This window comes from Fictibacillus norfolkensis, from assembly GCF_014836645.1.
GTDB classification, from domain to species: Bacteria; Bacillota; Bacilli; order Bacillales; family Fictibacillaceae; genus Fictibacillus; species Fictibacillus norfolkensis.
This window is the reverse complement of sequence record NZ_JACSQM010000007.1, coordinates 63,009-78,705: the sequence shown is the minus strand read 5'-3', so window position 1 is coordinate 78,705 and position 15,697 is coordinate 63,009. Positions and strand designations below refer to the sequence as shown.

17 protein-coding genes are annotated in these 15,697 nt (G+C 39.0%); 12 read left to right on the top strand and 5 right to left on the bottom strand.

Annotation, left to right across the window (positions count from 1 at the left end):
* Positions 1-33: 33 nt before the first annotated feature.
* Positions 34-555 carry a DinB family protein gene (locus tag H9648_RS15485; RefSeq protein ID WP_191754699.1) on the bottom strand — a complete coding sequence of 174 codons (522 nt, stop codon included), beginning with the start codon at positions 553-555 and terminating at the stop codon, positions 34-36.
* Positions 556-789: 234 nt separating this feature from the next.
* Here H9648_RS15485 and H9648_RS15480 point away from each other — a divergent pair, with 234 nt between their 5' ends.
* From H9648_RS15480 to H9648_RS15440, 9 genes are all read left to right on the top strand, one after another.
* Complete coding sequence (locus H9648_RS15480; RefSeq protein ID WP_191754698.1) at positions 790-2,256, top strand: SulP family inorganic anion transporter; 1,467 nt, start codon at positions 790-792, stop codon at positions 2,254-2,256.
* 163 nt (positions 2,257-2,419) lie between these two features.
* Positions 2,420-2,569, top strand: a complete 150-nt coding sequence (locus H9648_RS15475; RefSeq protein ID WP_191754696.1) for a hypothetical protein — start codon at positions 2,420-2,422, stop codon at positions 2,567-2,569.
* 324 nt (positions 2,570-2,893) lie between these two features.
* Positions 2,894-3,649, top strand: coding sequence for a GTP cyclohydrolase II (locus tag H9648_RS15470; protein WP_191754694.1), 756 nt, complete (start codon positions 2,894-2,896; stop codon positions 3,647-3,649).
* Complete coding sequence (ribD, locus tag H9648_RS15465) at positions 3,642-4,730, top strand: bifunctional diaminohydroxyphosphoribosylaminopyrimidine deaminase/5-amino-6-(5-phosphoribosylamino)uracil reductase RibD (protein WP_191754692.1); 1,089 nt, start codon at positions 3,642-3,644, stop codon at positions 4,728-4,730. Before H9648_RS15470 ends, ribD begins: the two co-directional genes overlap by 8 nt.
* A gap of 12 nt (positions 4,731-4,742) precedes the next feature.
* On the top strand, positions 4,743-5,321 hold the full coding sequence (locus H9648_RS15460) for a 5' nucleotidase, NT5C type (protein WP_191754690.1): 579 nt from the start codon (positions 4,743-4,745) through the stop codon (positions 5,319-5,321).
* 69 nt (positions 5,322-5,390) lie between these two features.
* The gene (locus H9648_RS15455) at positions 5,391-5,675 is read left to right on the top strand and encodes a hypothetical protein (protein ID WP_191754688.1); all 285 of its coding nucleotides are present in this window, start codon (positions 5,391-5,393) and stop codon (positions 5,673-5,675) included.
* Between the two features lie 131 nt (positions 5,676-5,806).
* On the top strand, positions 5,807-6,871 hold the full coding sequence (locus H9648_RS15450; RefSeq protein ID WP_191754686.1) for a GerAB/ArcD/ProY family transporter: 1,065 nt from the start codon (positions 5,807-5,809) through the stop codon (positions 6,869-6,871).
* Between the two features lie 10 nt (positions 6,872-6,881).
* The gene (locus H9648_RS15445; RefSeq protein WP_191754685.1) at positions 6,882-8,363 is read left to right on the top strand and encodes a spore germination protein; all 1,482 of its coding nucleotides are present in this window, start codon (positions 6,882-6,884) and stop codon (positions 8,361-8,363) included.
* Complete coding sequence (locus tag H9648_RS15440; RefSeq protein ID WP_191754684.1) at positions 8,353-9,474, top strand: Ger(x)C family spore germination protein; 1,122 nt, start codon at positions 8,353-8,355, stop codon at positions 9,472-9,474. Before H9648_RS15445 ends, H9648_RS15440 begins: the two co-directional genes overlap by 11 nt.
* Before the next feature lie 20 nt (positions 9,475-9,494).
* Here the strand turns inward: H9648_RS15440 and H9648_RS15435 are convergent, their stop codons facing one another.
* Positions 9,495-10,319: an STAS domain-containing protein gene (locus H9648_RS15435; protein WP_191754683.1), complete on the bottom strand. Its 825-nt coding sequence runs from the start codon at positions 10,317-10,319 to the stop codon at positions 9,495-9,497.
* 242 nt (positions 10,320-10,561) lie between these two features.
* Between H9648_RS15435 and H9648_RS15430 the strand changes: the two genes are divergently transcribed.
* The 3 genes from H9648_RS15430 to H9648_RS15420 all read left to right on the top strand — a co-directional run bounded on the left by H9648_RS15430 (position 10,562) and on the right by H9648_RS15420 (position 12,824).
* Positions 10,562-10,870: a PadR family transcriptional regulator gene (locus H9648_RS15430; protein WP_191754682.1), complete on the top strand. Its 309-nt coding sequence runs from the start codon at positions 10,562-10,564 to the stop codon at positions 10,868-10,870.
* A gap of 13 nt (positions 10,871-10,883) precedes the next feature.
* The gene (locus tag H9648_RS15425) at positions 10,884-12,071 is read left to right on the top strand and encodes a chromate transporter (RefSeq protein ID WP_191754681.1); all 1,188 of its coding nucleotides are present in this window, start codon (positions 10,884-10,886) and stop codon (positions 12,069-12,071) included.
* Positions 12,072-12,263: 192 nt separating this feature from the next.
* A complete protein-coding gene (locus tag H9648_RS15420; RefSeq protein ID WP_191754680.1) occupies positions 12,264-12,824 on the top strand; it encodes a YdhK family protein in 561 nt (186 codons plus the stop codon).
* Between the two features lie 177 nt (positions 12,825-13,001).
* On the opposite strand, the gene H9648_RS15415 is transcribed toward H9648_RS15420, so the two are convergent.
* From H9648_RS15415 to H9648_RS15405, 3 genes are all read right to left on the bottom strand, one after another.
* Complete coding sequence (locus tag H9648_RS15415; RefSeq protein ID WP_191754679.1) at positions 13,002-14,072, bottom strand: HAMP domain-containing sensor histidine kinase; 1,071 nt, start codon at positions 14,070-14,072, stop codon at positions 13,002-13,004.
* Positions 14,065-14,760: a response regulator transcription factor gene (locus tag H9648_RS15410; protein ID WP_191754678.1), complete on the bottom strand. Its 696-nt coding sequence runs from the start codon at positions 14,758-14,760 to the stop codon at positions 14,065-14,067. The genes H9648_RS15415 and H9648_RS15410 overlap by 8 nt, the downstream gene beginning before the upstream one ends.
* Before the next feature lie 100 nt (positions 14,761-14,860).
* On the bottom strand, positions 14,861-15,676 hold the full coding sequence (locus H9648_RS15405) for an SDR family NAD(P)-dependent oxidoreductase (RefSeq protein ID WP_191754677.1): 816 nt from the start codon (positions 15,674-15,676) through the stop codon (positions 14,861-14,863).
* Between the last annotated feature and the right edge of the window lie 21 nt (positions 15,677-15,697).

Here is a 15,697-nt window from a genome sequence, read left to right as displayed (position 1 = left end):
CAGGATGACATCGACTCTCTTTTAAACATGTGTTTAATTTTTGGTTAAGTATCGCTCTACAATAATATGGCGATGGTGTATCTCATGACCGGCTATGATCATCATTAGAGCACGAGTGGTAACGGGATGCCCATTTGCCGTTCCTTTCCTTTCTAAAGCCTTCTTGCTCAAACTTTTAATAAGCTGGATTGTAGCCAAACGCACTGCAACAAAATTTTCTAGCAAATCTCTTATCGGGATTTCATCAAAGCCGGCTTCCTCTACATAAGCATTTTCGTCATATCCAGGAAGTGAGGTTGTTTCTCCTCGTGCGATGGATAGTAAACGATAGCTCATGATTCTCTCCGTATCTGTAATGTGGCCGATCACTTCTTTAATGCTCCACTTCCCTGTTGCATAGCGGTAAGAAAGCTGTTCATCATTTAAAATGCTTACGATTCCAACTGTTTCTTGCATCTGATTCGTTAGTACTTGAACGATATCCCCTTCAGGTACTAAGCTTACATACCCCTTATAGTAATCTGCGTACTCATATCCTTCTGTTACCTTCTCCATATCCTCAACCCTTTCCCTTATGTAAATCATATAATTGTATTTTTCTACTAATGCTCCGAAAAAACAAGAAATTCAATAAAAATGAAAGAAAAAAACTTATTTATACGCTTACATTCTGTTACTTCATTTTTACTATCCATGTTATAATCAAACGCGTTGACATCGGACCCCGACTTTCATGAGAGTTGAAAGTCAAAAAACAGTTTTCATCATAAAGAAAGAGGTGTGTTTCTGTTGGATCTAAATAAAATAAAACAGGAGTGGTTTGGGAACATTCACGGAGATGTCCTTGCCGGCCTTGTAGTCGGATTGGCTCTTATTCCAGAGGCGATCGCTTTCTCCATCATTGCAGGTGTAGACCCTATGGTAGGTTTATACGCCTCATTTTGTATTGCCGTTGTAATCGCCTTTCTAGGCGGAAGACCGGGAATGATTTCAGCCGCAACCGGAGCAATGGCTCTTGTCATGGTCACCCTTGTTGCAGACCATGGGCTGCAATACCTTTTAGCCGCAACCGTGCTTACAGGTGTAATCCAAATACTGATCGGAGTATTAAAGCTGGGGAAATATATGAAATTCATCCCACGTTCAGTGATGGTCGGATTTGTTAATGCACTAGCCATTCTAATATTTAGTGCCCAGCTCCCTCATTTTGTTGGAGAGTCATGGGTAATGTACGCGATGGTTGCAGGAGCTTTAGCGATTATTTACCTTTTCCCGAAAGTCACAAAAGCTGTGCCTTCTCCTCTGATCGCCATTATAGTGATCACCATCATAGCTGTTATGTCAGGTTCAACGGTACGAACGGTAGGCGACATGGGTGAATTAACTCAAGCTCTTCCGATGTTTTTAATACCTGATATTCCATTAACATTTGAGACATTACAGATTATTTTTCCATACTCGTTTGCTTTAGCTCTGGTTGGACTTTTAGAGTCTCTACTGACTGCTCAGATCATAGATGATATGACAGATACGGATAGCGATAAAAATAGAGAAGCAAAAGGACAAGGAATCGCGAATATTGTTACAGGATTCTTTGGAGGGATGGCAGGCTGTGCAATGATTGGTCAATCGGTTATCAACGTTAAATCTGGTGGCAGAGGGAGACTTTCTACATTTGTTGCTGGAGCATTCTTAATGATACTAATCATCCTGCTCAACGACCTGCTATCGATGATTCCAATGGCCGCGTTAGTTGGAGTTATGATCATGGTATCCATCGGAACTTTTGATTGGTCTTCTTTAACAAAGCTTCATAAAATGCCTAAGACTGATGCTGCTGTTATGATCGTGACCGTCGTTACAGTGGTGCTTACTCATGATCTTTCAAAAGGAGTTCTAGCCGGTGTTATCTTAAGTGCACTGTTCTTTGCCGCTAAAATTTCAAAAGTTGAGATATCTTCTAAGATTGATAACAATACCAAATTATATATTGTAAAAGGACAGTTATTCTTTGCATCTGTAACAGATTTTGTTTCACAGTTTGACTTTTCAGAACATGTAGAGCTTGTTACGATCGATTTGTCGCAATCTCATGTTTGGGATGATTCTGCGGTAGGTGCCATCGATAAAGTTATCTTAAAATATCGCCAGAACGGAACAGAAGTTCAAATAACTGGACTCAACGCATCTAGTCAATCACTGATAAAGAAACTTGCCGTACATGATAAAGCAGAGGCAAAAATGGCAGCACACTAAAAACTTGTTCTAAATAAGAAAAAACAAAAATCTTCAGGAGGGTACACTTCATGGTGTACCTTTATTGCCGCTCTTAATAGTTTGAATATTTTGAATAATTATTGATGAAAGCGTATACTAGCAGGTAGAACTGCCATTTAAACTTTGAAAGGACGCTGAGAACTTGATGATTAACGAAACAAAATATCGTCATAAAGCCTTTGATCAGCTCTTCCGTTCAGAAGGAGAGAAAAACGATAATAATCATTTGATCTTCAATTATGGCATTGCTCTTTTAGGAGGACTCGCTATCATTCTTACTAAATATTTCTAGAGAATCTTGAATTTTGTGTTCACCTAATCGATCTGACTTTTAAATCATTACCTAAATGATCAAGCAGAATAGTCTAACATACACGCTATCATTGAATTATTCCATATATATAAGAAGAGATATATGTCCGTCACATAGAAATCGGCATTTTTCTCTTAACCCTACTTAAACATAAGGATTGAACCATCTTCTGATGAGTTAGTTCGATGCTTTTTTTTCCATTGAGAGCAAAACACTACTTTCAATCGATTTATCTGGTATAAAATAAACATATTCACCGAAGTAACCGACAAAATACGTATGAACTATAAAAGGGGTATAAGTATGTTACAAAGTAAAAACTTAAAAGAAAAAGTTCTTTCTATCCTTGAAGATAAAATACAACTAATCAAAAAAGATGAAGGTGCTATCTATTTGGTAGGACCTATCAAACTTCCTGTTAACCTATATGGTGAAACCGTTGTTTTCAATTGGTACTGCTGGCTAGAAGGCTGTGAGCAGACTGAAAACTTTGAAGAAGTGATCGATAAGCTTTCCTCTGCCAACTTGGCAGAATATCAGCAATCCAGCGTTTTGGTTTATGGTGACTTTGCATACAATGAGGAAGCTCTTATTCGTATGCATTCGATTTGCCACACAGGTGATATTTTTGGCAGCAAGCGATGTGACTGCGGTTATCAGCTCAAGCAGTCGATGAAAATGATCGTAGAACATGGTACAGGTGCACTCTTTTATTTAGCAAACCATGAAGGCCGTGGTATCGGTCTATTTAGTAAAGCAATGGCTTATCTGCTTCAGGAAAATGGACAAGATACAGTAGAGGCTAATGAAAGCCTTGGATTTGTAGATGATTCTAGAAATTATGAAGATGCTATAGAAGTACTTAAAGCACTTCGTTCAAAGCCTGTTACACTTATTACCAACAATCCGAAAAAACTAGAAGCACTCCATCAGGCGGGTCTTTCTGTTACAGCACGAGCACCCATCTGGGGTGATGTATCTGAATACAACGAGAAGTATTTGCAAACCAAGATCAATCGATCTGGGCATTTAGATGAAGGGGTATTTACGAATGAGTAGTCATGAATTCTACATGCAGCTCGCCTTAAATAATGCTAAAGCAATGAAAGGACAAACAGACCCCAATCCGTTAGTAGGGTCTGTGATCGTAAACCACAACGAAATCGTCGGAGTAGGTACACATCTTAAGGCAGGAGAACCACACGCAGAAATCCATGCCATTCGTATGGCTGGGGATAAGGCGAAAGGTGGTACGATTTATGTTACACTAGAACCCTGCTCCCATCATGGGCGAACGGGACCGTGTGCTATGGCGATTGTAGAAGCAGGCATTAAAAAAGTGGTCATTGCCGCATTAGATCCGAACCCTCTTGTCTCTGGAAAAGGCGTGAAGATTTTAAAAGATGCTGGAATTGAAGTGGAGACTGGAGTGCTTCATGAAGAATCAGAAAGAATGAATGAAGTATTCAACAAGTTCATCGTCCAGAAGATCCCTTTTGTAACTCTAAAGTCAGGTATCACGCTTGATGGAAAAATTGCAAGCCATGCGAACAACAGCAAATGGATCACATCACCAGAATCACGTGAAGATGTGCATAAAATGAGAAATGAAAATCGAGCTATACTCGTAGGCGTTAATACGGTCATTCATGATGACCCTGAACTAACGACTAGAATTCCGAATGGTCGAAATCCGCTTCGAGTGATTATGGACTCGACACTTAAGATTCCTTTAGAATCTAAAGTTGTAAGAGACAATCAAGCTGAAACCTGGGTATTCACTACCGAAAATTATGACAAGCAAAAAAAGCTCAAACTTGAAGCTCACGGTGTAAAAGTGTTTATTGCTGGTGAATCACAAGTTAACCCGCTCGAAGTTTTAAAAACACTAGGAAGCAATTTAATCTCTTCCCTTTTGATTGAGGGCGGTGGTACGATCAACGCTTCATTCCTAGAAAACAAACTTGTTGATAAAGCGGTTTTCTACATCGCACCTAAGCTGATCGGTGGCCAGCATTCACCTTCCTTTTTTGGTGGGACTGGAATCGAAAAGATGTCTGATGCCATCGAACTGAAGAATCTTACGGTTACCCCAATCGGACCTGACTATAAATTCAGTAGTTATCCTAAATACGAATAAGAGGTATATATAATGAGATTTGGATTTGACATTGATGATACACTGATTAATCTTCGCCAACATGCTTTTCATATCTACAATAAAAAATTAAAACAAGATGTACCGATTGATGTCTTTGACACGATTGAAACTCTGGAGATTCACGAACCGTTCGGTCTCTCAAAACAGGAAGGCAATCAGATGTGGATCGATTCTATGGAAGAGATCTATTTTACGGATTGTCCTGCTTACCCGGATGCCATTGAAGTGTTACAAGAACTCGATAAAGAAGGTCACGAAATTTTCTACATTACTGCGAGACCTGCCAACCATTGTGAAGAAACTAAGAAATGGGTCGAGAATGCTGGATTTCCTGTGCAAGAAGGACGCTTCTTCTGTGGTATGAAAGATGAGGAGAAAATCCATACGATCAAAGATTTAAAGCTGGACTTTTACTTTGATGATAAGCCTAATGTCTTAAATACGCTAACAGAAGAACCTGTTCAGCTTTATGTTAGACATCAGAATTACAACAAAGATTTAGACATGCCCCGTTTAACGAATTGGTCTGAGTTAAAAGAAATCATCAAAAAACATACTGACAAAAAATAGCACGCAGCCCCTGCGTCTATTTTTTTTGGCTTATATTTGATATGTTAGACAAAATGGAGGTTTACCGTTATGCTGCTATTTCTATTGCTCTGTTTACTGACTGCAGGTTTTTTTATAGAAATCTTTCAAAAACACATTCTAAAAATAAAGGAACCTGATATTCGTTCACTTTGGGAAGAGCTAGACAAACAAGATTGGTACAACATTTTGATCAGCGATTCTGAATTAGCAGAATGGATCGAGCTCGACAAAAAAAATGGACTATTGAAAGATCCCTATTATGTTCGAAAAGTGCTAGACAAACCCGGGCACCGTGAAGGTTATATTCAATACATAAAATCAAAAATCGATTAAAGGAGGTCTGCCTATTTAGGTTATGCCTCTTTTTTTTTGCCTAAGCTTCCACTTCTTTTGACAGTTTTGATTTCGCATAAACCTTAACAGATTTTAGAATACTAACTCATATTCAAGGAGGTGGGAAAAGCATGAGAATACAACCTGGTGTAGCCCCTATACATATCTACTTTCTGCTCATCCTTTCTTCCGGTTTAGTTAACCATGTGCTGATTATCCCTGTTATTCTTTCAGCTTCTGGAAGAGACGCTTGGGTCAGTATCCTCATATCCATTGTTCCTTATCTATTATTCATTTTGCTTATTGGCTCTGTTTTAAAGAAGTTAGACAATCAAAATTTCACAGCATATGTAAAAGCGCGGCTCGGTCCGTTCCCCTTTTATCTGCTTACCGTTATTTTTATTCTTTACTTCTATTTGAATGCAATCATAACATTTCGGGACACAATCACTTGGACAAAAACAAACTATTTAGCTGATACGCCTATCATTGTTCTTGCCCTATTATTGGGAATTCTTTGTTTCTTTGGCACCTTTAAAGGACTTCAAGAGCTAGGGATCGTGTCTATGCTCCTTTTACCTTTGGTCGCAACATTAGGTATTTTTATTGCGGTTGGAAATCTTCAACATAAAGACTATTCAATGCTTCTTCCGATAGCTGAACATGGCTGGACTCCAATAGTGAAAGGCGGGACATATGTTCTATCGGGGTTAACCGAGCTAAGCACCCTCTTGTTCCTTGTACATTCAACAAAGAAGCAACTAAAGTGGCGTCACATCTTTCTTGTCGCCTTTGTCCTTATGGGTTTGATGCTCGGGCCAACGATGGCAGCCATCGCTGAGTTTGGTCCGTATGAAGCGAATAACCTGCGTTATCCAGCATTTGAACAATGGAAACTTTTAACCATTTCAAAAGAAATTACCCGTATGGACTTTTTGTCTATATTCCAATGGATTTCAGGGGCTTTTATCCGAATAAGCTTGCTCATGCTCTTAGTTTGGAATCTATTTGAAACAAGAAAACATAAGATTTGGATCATTGCTGCCATGTATGGCTCTGCAGTTGCATATACACTCGCACCGGTATCAAACATTACGATCTTTAACTTTTTATTTGATTACTTTTTTCCTGTACAACTATTTATCATTTTGCCTTTGATCTCTACGATCTGTATTGCCGTATTGCTGAAGAAATGAGGAGTCCATCATGAAATTTTTAAACAAAAGAGAAAAAGATTCTTCAAAAACAGATGAACTTTTATCTTGGTTTAATGAAAACCACGATATCATCATAAAAAAAGACATATGTAATGAATCGATAGACACTTCTCTCATCGTCATGTTCTGTAAAGGTGTAACAGATATCTATCTACTCGAAGAAAGCCTGCTTCCCTTTTTAGAAAGTGTCCTAAGCCGTAATGAACCTCTGAATCGTAACACACTTGGCGCACGGTATGTAGTTCACGAGATGGTGATTGATGCTGAACACAAACAAAAAATTGAGCATGCTATTTTTTCAGGTCAAGTGCTCATCATGATCGCTGGCACAAAAACGCTCTTCACTGTAAACCTTGCGAAAACACCCAATCGTTCACCAGAAGAATCCAATACTGAAATCTCGATCAGAGGTGCACGAGATGGATTTATTGAAGACTTAGAGACGAATTTTGCGCTCATTCGAAAACGCCTTAAAACGTCGTCCTTGCACAGTAAATCCTTTACGATTGGGAGAAGAACTCAAACGTCTGTTTCCTTACTTTATATAAATGATATTATTGATCCTGATCTACTTAAACGTGTGGAGCAAAGAATCTCAAAAATCGATATCGATGCCTTAGTTTCAAGCAGTGAACTAGAGGAAGAATTGTCTGATAGCATGTTCTCTCTCTTACCCTTGCTTCATAACACAGGAAGACCAGACCTAGCCGTTCAATCCCTTATCCAAGGAAGATTTATTATTATTGTAGATGGTTCACCAACAGTTCTGATTGGTCCAGCTTCCCTTGGAATCACCTTAAAATCACCAGAAGATGCTCATGCCAGTTTTTATATGGTTTCGTTCGAACGATTGCTGCGTTTCACGGGTCTGTTTACCACGATAACTTTACCAGGATTATGGGTTGCTTTAACTACATTTCATCAAGATCAGCTTCCCTACCCGTTGCTCGCTACATTGACCCTTTCCCGAACAGGGCTTCCTCTCTCTTTACCATTGGAAATGTTTATTATGGTCACCTTATTTGAACTTTTTAAAGAAGCTGGAGCAAGATTACCAAGAGCCGTAGGTCAGACCGTCGCCGTTTTAGGTGGATTAATCGTAGGGGACGCTGCTATTCGCGCGGGGCTCACCTCTCCTACAACACTCGTAATCGTTGCGATTACCATGATTGCAAGCTATACCTTTGTAAACCAATCTCTAAGCGGTAATCTGTTATACTTAAGAATTTTCACTTTAGTCATGTGTGGCATGTTCGGTCTATTTGGTTTTTTTATAGCAATGTTAAGTTTGTTCTTAATGCTGAGTTCTCTCCGTTCCTTTGATTATCCATACTTGGCTTCATTTGCTACACCGAACGTAGCGGATACATTCAAAACGATTTTAAAAGCTCCATTCCCACTCAATAAAAAACGTTCAGCATCTATGTTTCCAAAAGACAAAACACGTCAAGGTGATGACAATGAAAAATAAGAAGATCTTGATTGTACTATCAATTATGACTCTTCTACTTACAGGATGTTGGGGCGCGACTGGAATTGGAGACCAGCTTTATATTGAGGGGCTAGGGATTGACTATAAAGATGGTAAATTTATTGTCTACACAGAATCTGCAGTTTTTTCTTCTATTGCAAAACAAGAAGGCGGCGGTGGACAGAGTGGTGAGCAGCCAGTTTTAGTGGGTAAAGAAGAAGGTAACAGTATTACGATGGCTTTCAGAAAATTAGAGAAAACTTCTCAATATCCTCTTTATTACGGTCATGTACAGTTCATCCTGCTGAGCGAAAGAGTTATCAAGGAGAAGCTGAATGTAGTCATTTCTCACCTAGGTCATGATCCGCTTATAAGACAAACATCTTGGATTTTTGGAACATCAGAAGACCTTGATGATGTATTGATCACAAAAGCGCCATTTAAACAAGCACCCTTATATAAAGTCATGTTTCATCCAGAAAACATGCTGGTTCGAAACCATTCTGTAAATCCAATAAGTATGCAGATGCTTTTCAGAGATGGAAACGAACCTTTCGGATCAACCATTATTCCTAACATCAAAATGACTAAGGGTAAATGGAACGAAGATAAGGACAGCCCCCATTTTCCAAACGTTAGCGGTGGGTTTGTCGTCCAGAAGATGAAGCCAAAAGGAAAACTTACACATACAGAGTTACTCGGGTTAGAATGGGTAACGAAACGAAAGAAAGAGAATAAGATGGAAATCCCTCTAGGAAATACGGTAGTTGAGTTAGAAGTAAAAGGATACAAAGTACGCCTGAAAAAACCAGTTAAAAATGAGCTGAAATACACCTTAGAGGTTAAGGCAAAAGCAACCATTGATGAGAATCTAAATGTGGATCCTAAACGAGAACTTGAGAAGCAGCTCGCAGAAAAGATAAAAAAAGATATTAAAGAAACGTATGCTCATGGTCTTTCCATTGATAGTGATCTTTACAATTTAACTCGTTCAACTTATCGAAGGTCTCCCTCACTCGTAAAAAAGTATGCATTGCAAAGTGACTCTTTAGATTCAGTAAAAGTATCTGTTCAAATTGTCCATTCTGGCAGTCAAAAGTATAAAAAGTAAACTAGCATGCAAAAAGCGTGCTAGTTTTTTTGTTTGATGCTTTCGATCGCTTGTTTGACGTTCGCGAACGTTTTTATAGAAGAGAAATCAATACCTTCTGATACGGCACTTATAGCTAGCTCTGGACGTAAACCTGTTACTGAAACATCGATACCGAGTAATCCAAGAACACGGTACACATTGAAGATATGCCCTGCTACCTCTGAATCCATGACAACAATTCCTGAGAAGTCCATAATCAAACATTCTACTTGAAGTTCAGGAATTTTCGGGAGGACTGCGTTCATCAGGTGTTCGGTACGGTCAGCATCGATGGTTCCGATTAAAGGTAATACAGCCACTCCATTCTCAATAGGAACGACTGGGGTAGAAAGTTCCCGAAGCTCAGATCTTGTTTTCTCTAAGATTTCTTGTGATTTCCGCTCAAATGCCAACACGGTTTCATTAATACTCACATCCAGCATGTGATGAACCCGCTTTAAGATTAATACAACATCAGCTGTTGAAAGTTCGTGGTCTAAACTAATCTTCAGAATGAAATCTGCAAACACCATTCGAGTATCTGGATAACGTATTAATATTTCTGAAATACGATGATGTTTAGCTGCCGATCTCTCTCCGTTCTGCCTGCTCCAATTCAACAGCTCCTCAGGTATAGATCCTTCATCGCAATCGAACGAATCACTTAGAAATGTTAAGAATTCCACGTACATCTGTCTAGCTTGTTCAATATCTTCCCTATTTACTTGAAACCCGAATTTGGAAATAATATCATCAACGATTTTATTAGCCAAGTATTCAGCGTTTTCATTTAAGTAATGAGCAACCGTTAATGTAGATCTCACTTTTTTTCACTCCATCTCACCATTTAGTATCGATTTATTGCTTCTTCAATAATTGTAACATTAAAAAAACAGGAAGTGCCTAAACTGTGAAATTATTAAAACAAGAATGTTAGGAAGAATTATTAAAATTTTGTAAAGCTTATTTAAAGAGGGTTGATAGGGCAAGATAATCATGTTACCTTAATATCGAAAACCGATATTGGATTTCGATATCAATGAAAATGTAAGGGGTGAATTCCTCCTTGGAAGAGAAAATCTTACGTAAATTATTTCTTGGATTTATTCAGATACACATTTTGCACCACGCACTTGAACACCCGATCTATGGCGTGTGGATGCTTGAAGAGCTAAAAGAACATGGATACAACATCAGCACTGGTACACTATACCCCATTCTTCATTCTATGGAAGCAGATGGTCTATTAATCAAGGAAGAGAAAAAGGTGGATGGAAAGATCAGAAAGTATTACACTGCAACAGAAAAAGGACAGATTGTCTTAACTGAAGCAAGAACAAAAGCTTATGAACTGTTTAAAGAAATAAAAGAGTAAGAGGTGAGCATAAATGACACAAAATAAAAGCCGACTACAAACACTCTTGGAAATACTTTTCGTATCAACAAGGCTTGGTCTCACTTCTTTTGGTGGACCAATTGCACACCTAGGCTATTTTCATGAAGAGTACGTAAGAAAGCGCAAATGGATGGATGAAAAAAGCTATGCAGACCTTGTAGCTCTCTGTCAGTTTCTCCCTGGTCCTGCTAGTAGCCAAGTGGGAATCGGAATCGGTGTTATGCGTGGAGGCGTATTAGGAGGGATAGTATCCTTTATCGGTTTTACCTTCCCTTCCGTTTTCGCGCTTATTGTTTTTGCACTTATCCTTCAGGGGTTAAATGTTTCTGATCTAAGCTGGATTCACGGATTAAAGCTCGTAGCTGTTGCAGTTGTAGCACACGCTATTCTAGGGATGGCTGAAAAGCTAACGCCTGACTTAAAAAGAAAAACCATCGCATTGCTGGCTTTAATCGGAACGCTATTGTGGCAGACTGCATTCTCTCAGGTGGGTGTCATCCTATTAGCAGGCTTATTAGGATTCTTATTATACAGGGACCAAACAGATAACGATGAAATAAAACATGAATTTCCTATCTCAAAAAAGTTTGCTGTAATCTGTTTGAGTTTATTCTTTGCGTTACTTTTACTGTTGCCGCTCTTAAGAGATGTGACTTCTAACAGCTGGATCGCGATCTTTGACAGCTTCTATCGTTCCGGATCACTTGTATTCGGAGGCGGACATGTGGTTCTTCCGTTACTTGAGCGAGAATTCGTACCATCCGGCTGGATTAGTGAAGAAGCATTTTTGGCGGGTTATGGAGCAGCACAAGCCGTCCCTGGTCCTCTGTTCACGTTTGCAGCCTATATTGGTGCAGTGACGAATGGATGGCAAGGTGGATTACTTGCCACCGTCGCAATCTTCTTACCTGCTTTTCTGTTAATCTTAGGCACTCTTCCCTTTTGGAACATGCTTAGACAGAATGCTAAGATCAAAGGTGCTTTAATGGGAGTAAACGCTGCTGTGGTTGGGATTTTAATTTCCGCCTTCTATCAGCCTATTTGGACAAGTACGATTATAAAACCAATCGACTTTGCGTTTGCAGCTGTATTGTTCAGTATGTTGGTTTATTGGAAGCTTCCTCCATGGATGGTCGTTGTAACCGGTGCAATTGGTGGTTTGTTAATGTCATTCCTATAAAGATATTTTAAACGCTTGTTTAAAAATGAAACTGTGAAACTGTCTGGGTTCCCAATGAGCTCAGCAGTTTCTTTTTTTCTAATATTAATTCTCTTCACAACTTCTACATAATTGTCCCTTATGCTTGTCATATGTTCATAAACTTCTCATGAAGATGAATACTATCACTAGACAATAAAGGAGGATTTATTAATGTTAAAAATTAAGCTGTTTGTCATGCTAGTGCTTTCATTCTCACTCGTTCTTTCAGCATGTGGAAAAGATGAGACTACAAAAAAGAGTGAAGATAATCAAGATCACGCAGATCACGGAGAAATGAATCATTCTGGTTCGGGTGAAGTTCCTGAAGGACTTAAGAGTGCAGAAAACCCGACATATAAAGTTGGAAGTAAAGCAGTTATGAATGCAGATCATATGAAAGGTATGGACGGCGCAGAAGCTACAATCACAGGTGCATATGATACGACCGTATACACCGTAAGTTACACACCCACAACTGGAGGAAAAAAAGTAAAGAATCACAAGTGGGTCATACACGAAGAGATCAAGAACGAAGGAGATCAACCTCTAACTCCTGGAAAAGAAGTTATTCTTGAGGCCGATCATATGAAAGGAATGAAAGGTGCAAAAGCTACAATTGATTCTGCAGAACAAACTACCGTCTATATGGTCGACTATACACCTACAACGGGTGGAGAACGCATTAAAAACCACAAATGGGTGACAGAAAGCGAATTATCTAAGGTGAAATAATTTATTTATAGGCCCTAAGTTTCGATTTATAGGCCCTAAAAAAATTTTATAGACCCTTAATCTGCAGTTATAGGCCCGAAATCTCCATTTATAGTCCTTCAAATAGATTTATAGGCTTTTCGACAAACGCACACACGAATATTGAAAAAGCCGGCGTCCAAAATCACGCCGGCTTCCTTATCTGAAAAATTTCATTTTCACCTCAGTACCTTGCTTGTACTCCTCATTTATCCAAATCTGTCCATCGTGAGCTTCAACGATTCTTTTTACAATCGTCAAACCGATTCCGCTGCCACCATATTCTCTGTTCCTTGATTTTTCTCCTCGATAGAAGCGTTCAAACACGTGTTTACTCTCTTCTTCTGGAATACCGATTCCTGTATCTCGTATGGATATCAATACTGATTTGGTATCAACATGGGTCACAACCGTAACTTCTCCCCCTCTAGGTGTATACCTTAACGCATTGCTGAACAGGTTCATAAACACTTGAGACATTCGTTTGGCATCCATATTTATTTCAATATCACTATCCAATTCACTTCGAAGTAATATTCCGTTCTGTACAAATGCTCCTGATACGGCATTCACACTTTTTATGAGGATATGGTTTAATTGTTGTGGTTTCTTATTTAGTGAGAACTCAGGTGCTTCCATGGCTGTTAAATATTCAAGATCTTGCACGATCGTAATCAGTCGATCGATTTCACCTGTTAATGACTGTATACGGGCTGTAGTGGGCTCGAAAACTCCATCTTCAAAAGCCTCTAAATGACTTTTAATCGTCGCTAAAGGTGTTCTGAGCTCATGAGCAATATCTGAAGTCATATTTTTACGGTAAGTTTCCTGTAACTGTAGTTTAGAGGCAAGCTGATTTAGCGAGTTACCCAGGTCATTGAGCTCATCATCTCCAAGTGACTTCACTCTGACTTGAAGCTCTCCCTTAGCCATCTTTTCTGCCGCTTTTCTCATCTCTACCATAGGTCTTGATAAGTTCTTAGCCACAAAATAACTAATGATACAAACTAACAGAATAGCACCGAGCGATGTCCAAAGAACTGAACTTAACAGCGCCTTTTCAAAGTGATGCGTTAAAGGCTCTATACTATTAAATTCCGGTACATCTTTTTGAAACATCGTAAAATGGAAATGGACTTCGTACATCATGATAAGACCCGCAATAACGAGAATGGATGACGCAGCCAATATAAAAATGAGTGTCAGTCTTGCATGCAGACCTTTAAACATGGCTGCCTCCAGTAAACTTATATCCTACCCCAAACACTGTAACGATATAGCGTGGCTTCTTAGGATCAGTCTCAAGTTTAGACCTTAAATTTTTTACGTGTTGATCGATGGTCCTGGTGTCACCTTCATAATCGAATCCTAAAATCTTCTCCACTAATTCCTCTCTCGAAAAAACACGATTTGGATGTCTGCCAAATGTCAGCAATAGTTTATATTCATTCGGTGTAAGGTTGACAAGATCCCCATGTATATATACTTCTTGTTTGCGAGCATCGACTTTAAGTTCTCCTTTGTTATATGTAATCTGCTCAGCCAATAAGCCCTCATCACCTGTTCGGCGCAATATCGTTTTAACCCGTAGAACAAGTTCGCGGGGACTAAAAGGTTTCACCATATAATCGTCAGCACCGAGCGATAATCCGTTGATGCGATCTTCCTCACTCACCTTTGCAGTCAACATTAATATAGGTAATGTATGTGTTTGCCTAATTCTCTGACAGAGTACTTCCCCACTCATATCAGGCAACATGAGGTCAAGAATTACAAAATCTACAGAGTGATTGATTAGATAATTGATAGCTTCGTTAGCAGTAAGAGCTTCTAAAGTGTGATACCCTTCCTTTTTCAAGTAAGAAGAAACAACCTCCAACAGCTTTGGTTCATCCTCCACGATCAAAATGGTTTTCACGATTACGCCTCCAAAAGTTAGGTTACTTGTATTATAACGAAGAATTTATAGGTAAATAAAAAATGAACTGCTATAGAACGCTAGCAGTTCACTTTATTTTTTAAGATAGCTTTGCTTGTCGGCTTACTCTACAAACCAGCCTCATCAATCCTCTATGTGCTACAGGAAACAACGTGAAAAAAACGTCCATCGTTCTACGCATCGGCATAGGGCATATGATAGGCTTATTTTTATGTATACCGTCTAATGTGATTTTTGCTAGTTTTTCTGGAGTCATCATCTTTTGTTTTTGAAATTGTTTCATGATCACATCTTTATTTATCTGAATAGCCTTTGCTTTCTCAAAAATGGGTGTGTCCACAAACGTTGGGCAAAGTGTGCTCACCTTAATGCCGAATTCTTCTGCCTCATAATGAAGGGAAGTTGTTAATCCAACTACTGCATGTTTCGTCGTTCCGTAAGCTGCAGAGACAGGTGAAGGTCCAAGCCCTGCTGCTGAAGCCGTGTTTACAATATGACCAAATCCTTGTTGTTTCATTAATCGATAACCGATGTTTGTTCCATGGATGACTCCCCAAAGGTTTATATCCATTACTTTTCTCCAGTCATCTAGCGTTGTATCAAACAATTCTCCATACATGGCGATGCCAGCATTGTTAAAAAGATAGTCTAACCTTCCAAACTCCCAAAATACCTCCTTGAATGCATTCTCTACACTTTCTGAATCAGTTACGTTTAAATATTGAAATCTTGCATTTATAGACTCTCTGTTTAACTCCTCTTCAACTTGTCTGCCTAATTCATTATTTATGTCCATGATGATAACAAAAACATGTTGTGCGACGAGCTCCTTACAAAGTGCATGACCGATTCCTGATGCTCCACCCGTTACAATTGCAACCTTTCGTTTATCCATCAGATCAACCGCCTCTATTTT

Excerpts from the sequence above, each read along its gene's own strand:
- H9648_RS15485 (WP_191754699.1), bottom strand. The coding sequence starts at position 555 with ATGGAGAAGGTAACAGAAGGATATGAGTACGCAGATTACTATAAGGGG.
- H9648_RS15470 (WP_191754694.1), top strand. The coding sequence starts at position 2,894 with ATGTTACAAAGTAAAAACTTAAAAGAAAAAGTTCTTTCTATCCTTGAA.
- ribD (WP_191754692.1), top strand. The coding sequence starts at position 3,642 with ATGAGTAGTCATGAATTCTACATGCAGCTCGCCTTAAATAATGCTAAA.
- H9648_RS15460 (WP_191754690.1), top strand. The coding sequence starts at position 4,743 with ATGAGATTTGGATTTGACATTGATGATACACTGATTAATCTTCGCCAA.
- H9648_RS15455 (WP_191754688.1), top strand. The coding sequence starts at position 5,391 with ATGCTGCTATTTCTATTGCTCTGTTTACTGACTGCAGGTTTTTTTATA.
- H9648_RS15450 (WP_191754686.1), top strand. The coding sequence starts at position 5,807 with ATGAGAATACAACCTGGTGTAGCCCCTATACATATCTACTTTCTGCTC.
- H9648_RS15445 (WP_191754685.1), top strand. The coding sequence starts at position 6,882 with ATGAAATTTTTAAACAAAAGAGAAAAAGATTCTTCAAAAACAGATGAA.
- H9648_RS15440 (WP_191754684.1), top strand. The coding sequence starts at position 8,353 with ATGAAAAATAAGAAGATCTTGATTGTACTATCAATTATGACTCTTCTA.
- H9648_RS15425 (WP_191754681.1), top strand. The coding sequence starts at position 10,884 with ATGACACAAAATAAAAGCCGACTACAAACACTCTTGGAAATACTTTTC.
- H9648_RS15420 (WP_191754680.1), top strand. The coding sequence starts at position 12,264 with ATGTTAAAAATTAAGCTGTTTGTCATGCTAGTGCTTTCATTCTCACTC.
- H9648_RS15415 (WP_191754679.1), bottom strand. The coding sequence starts at position 14,072 with ATGTTTAAAGGTCTGCATGCAAGACTGACACTCATTTTTATATTGGCT.
- H9648_RS15405 (WP_191754677.1), bottom strand. The coding sequence starts at position 15,676 with ATGGATAAACGAAAGGTTGCAATTGTAACGGGTGGAGCATCAGGAATC.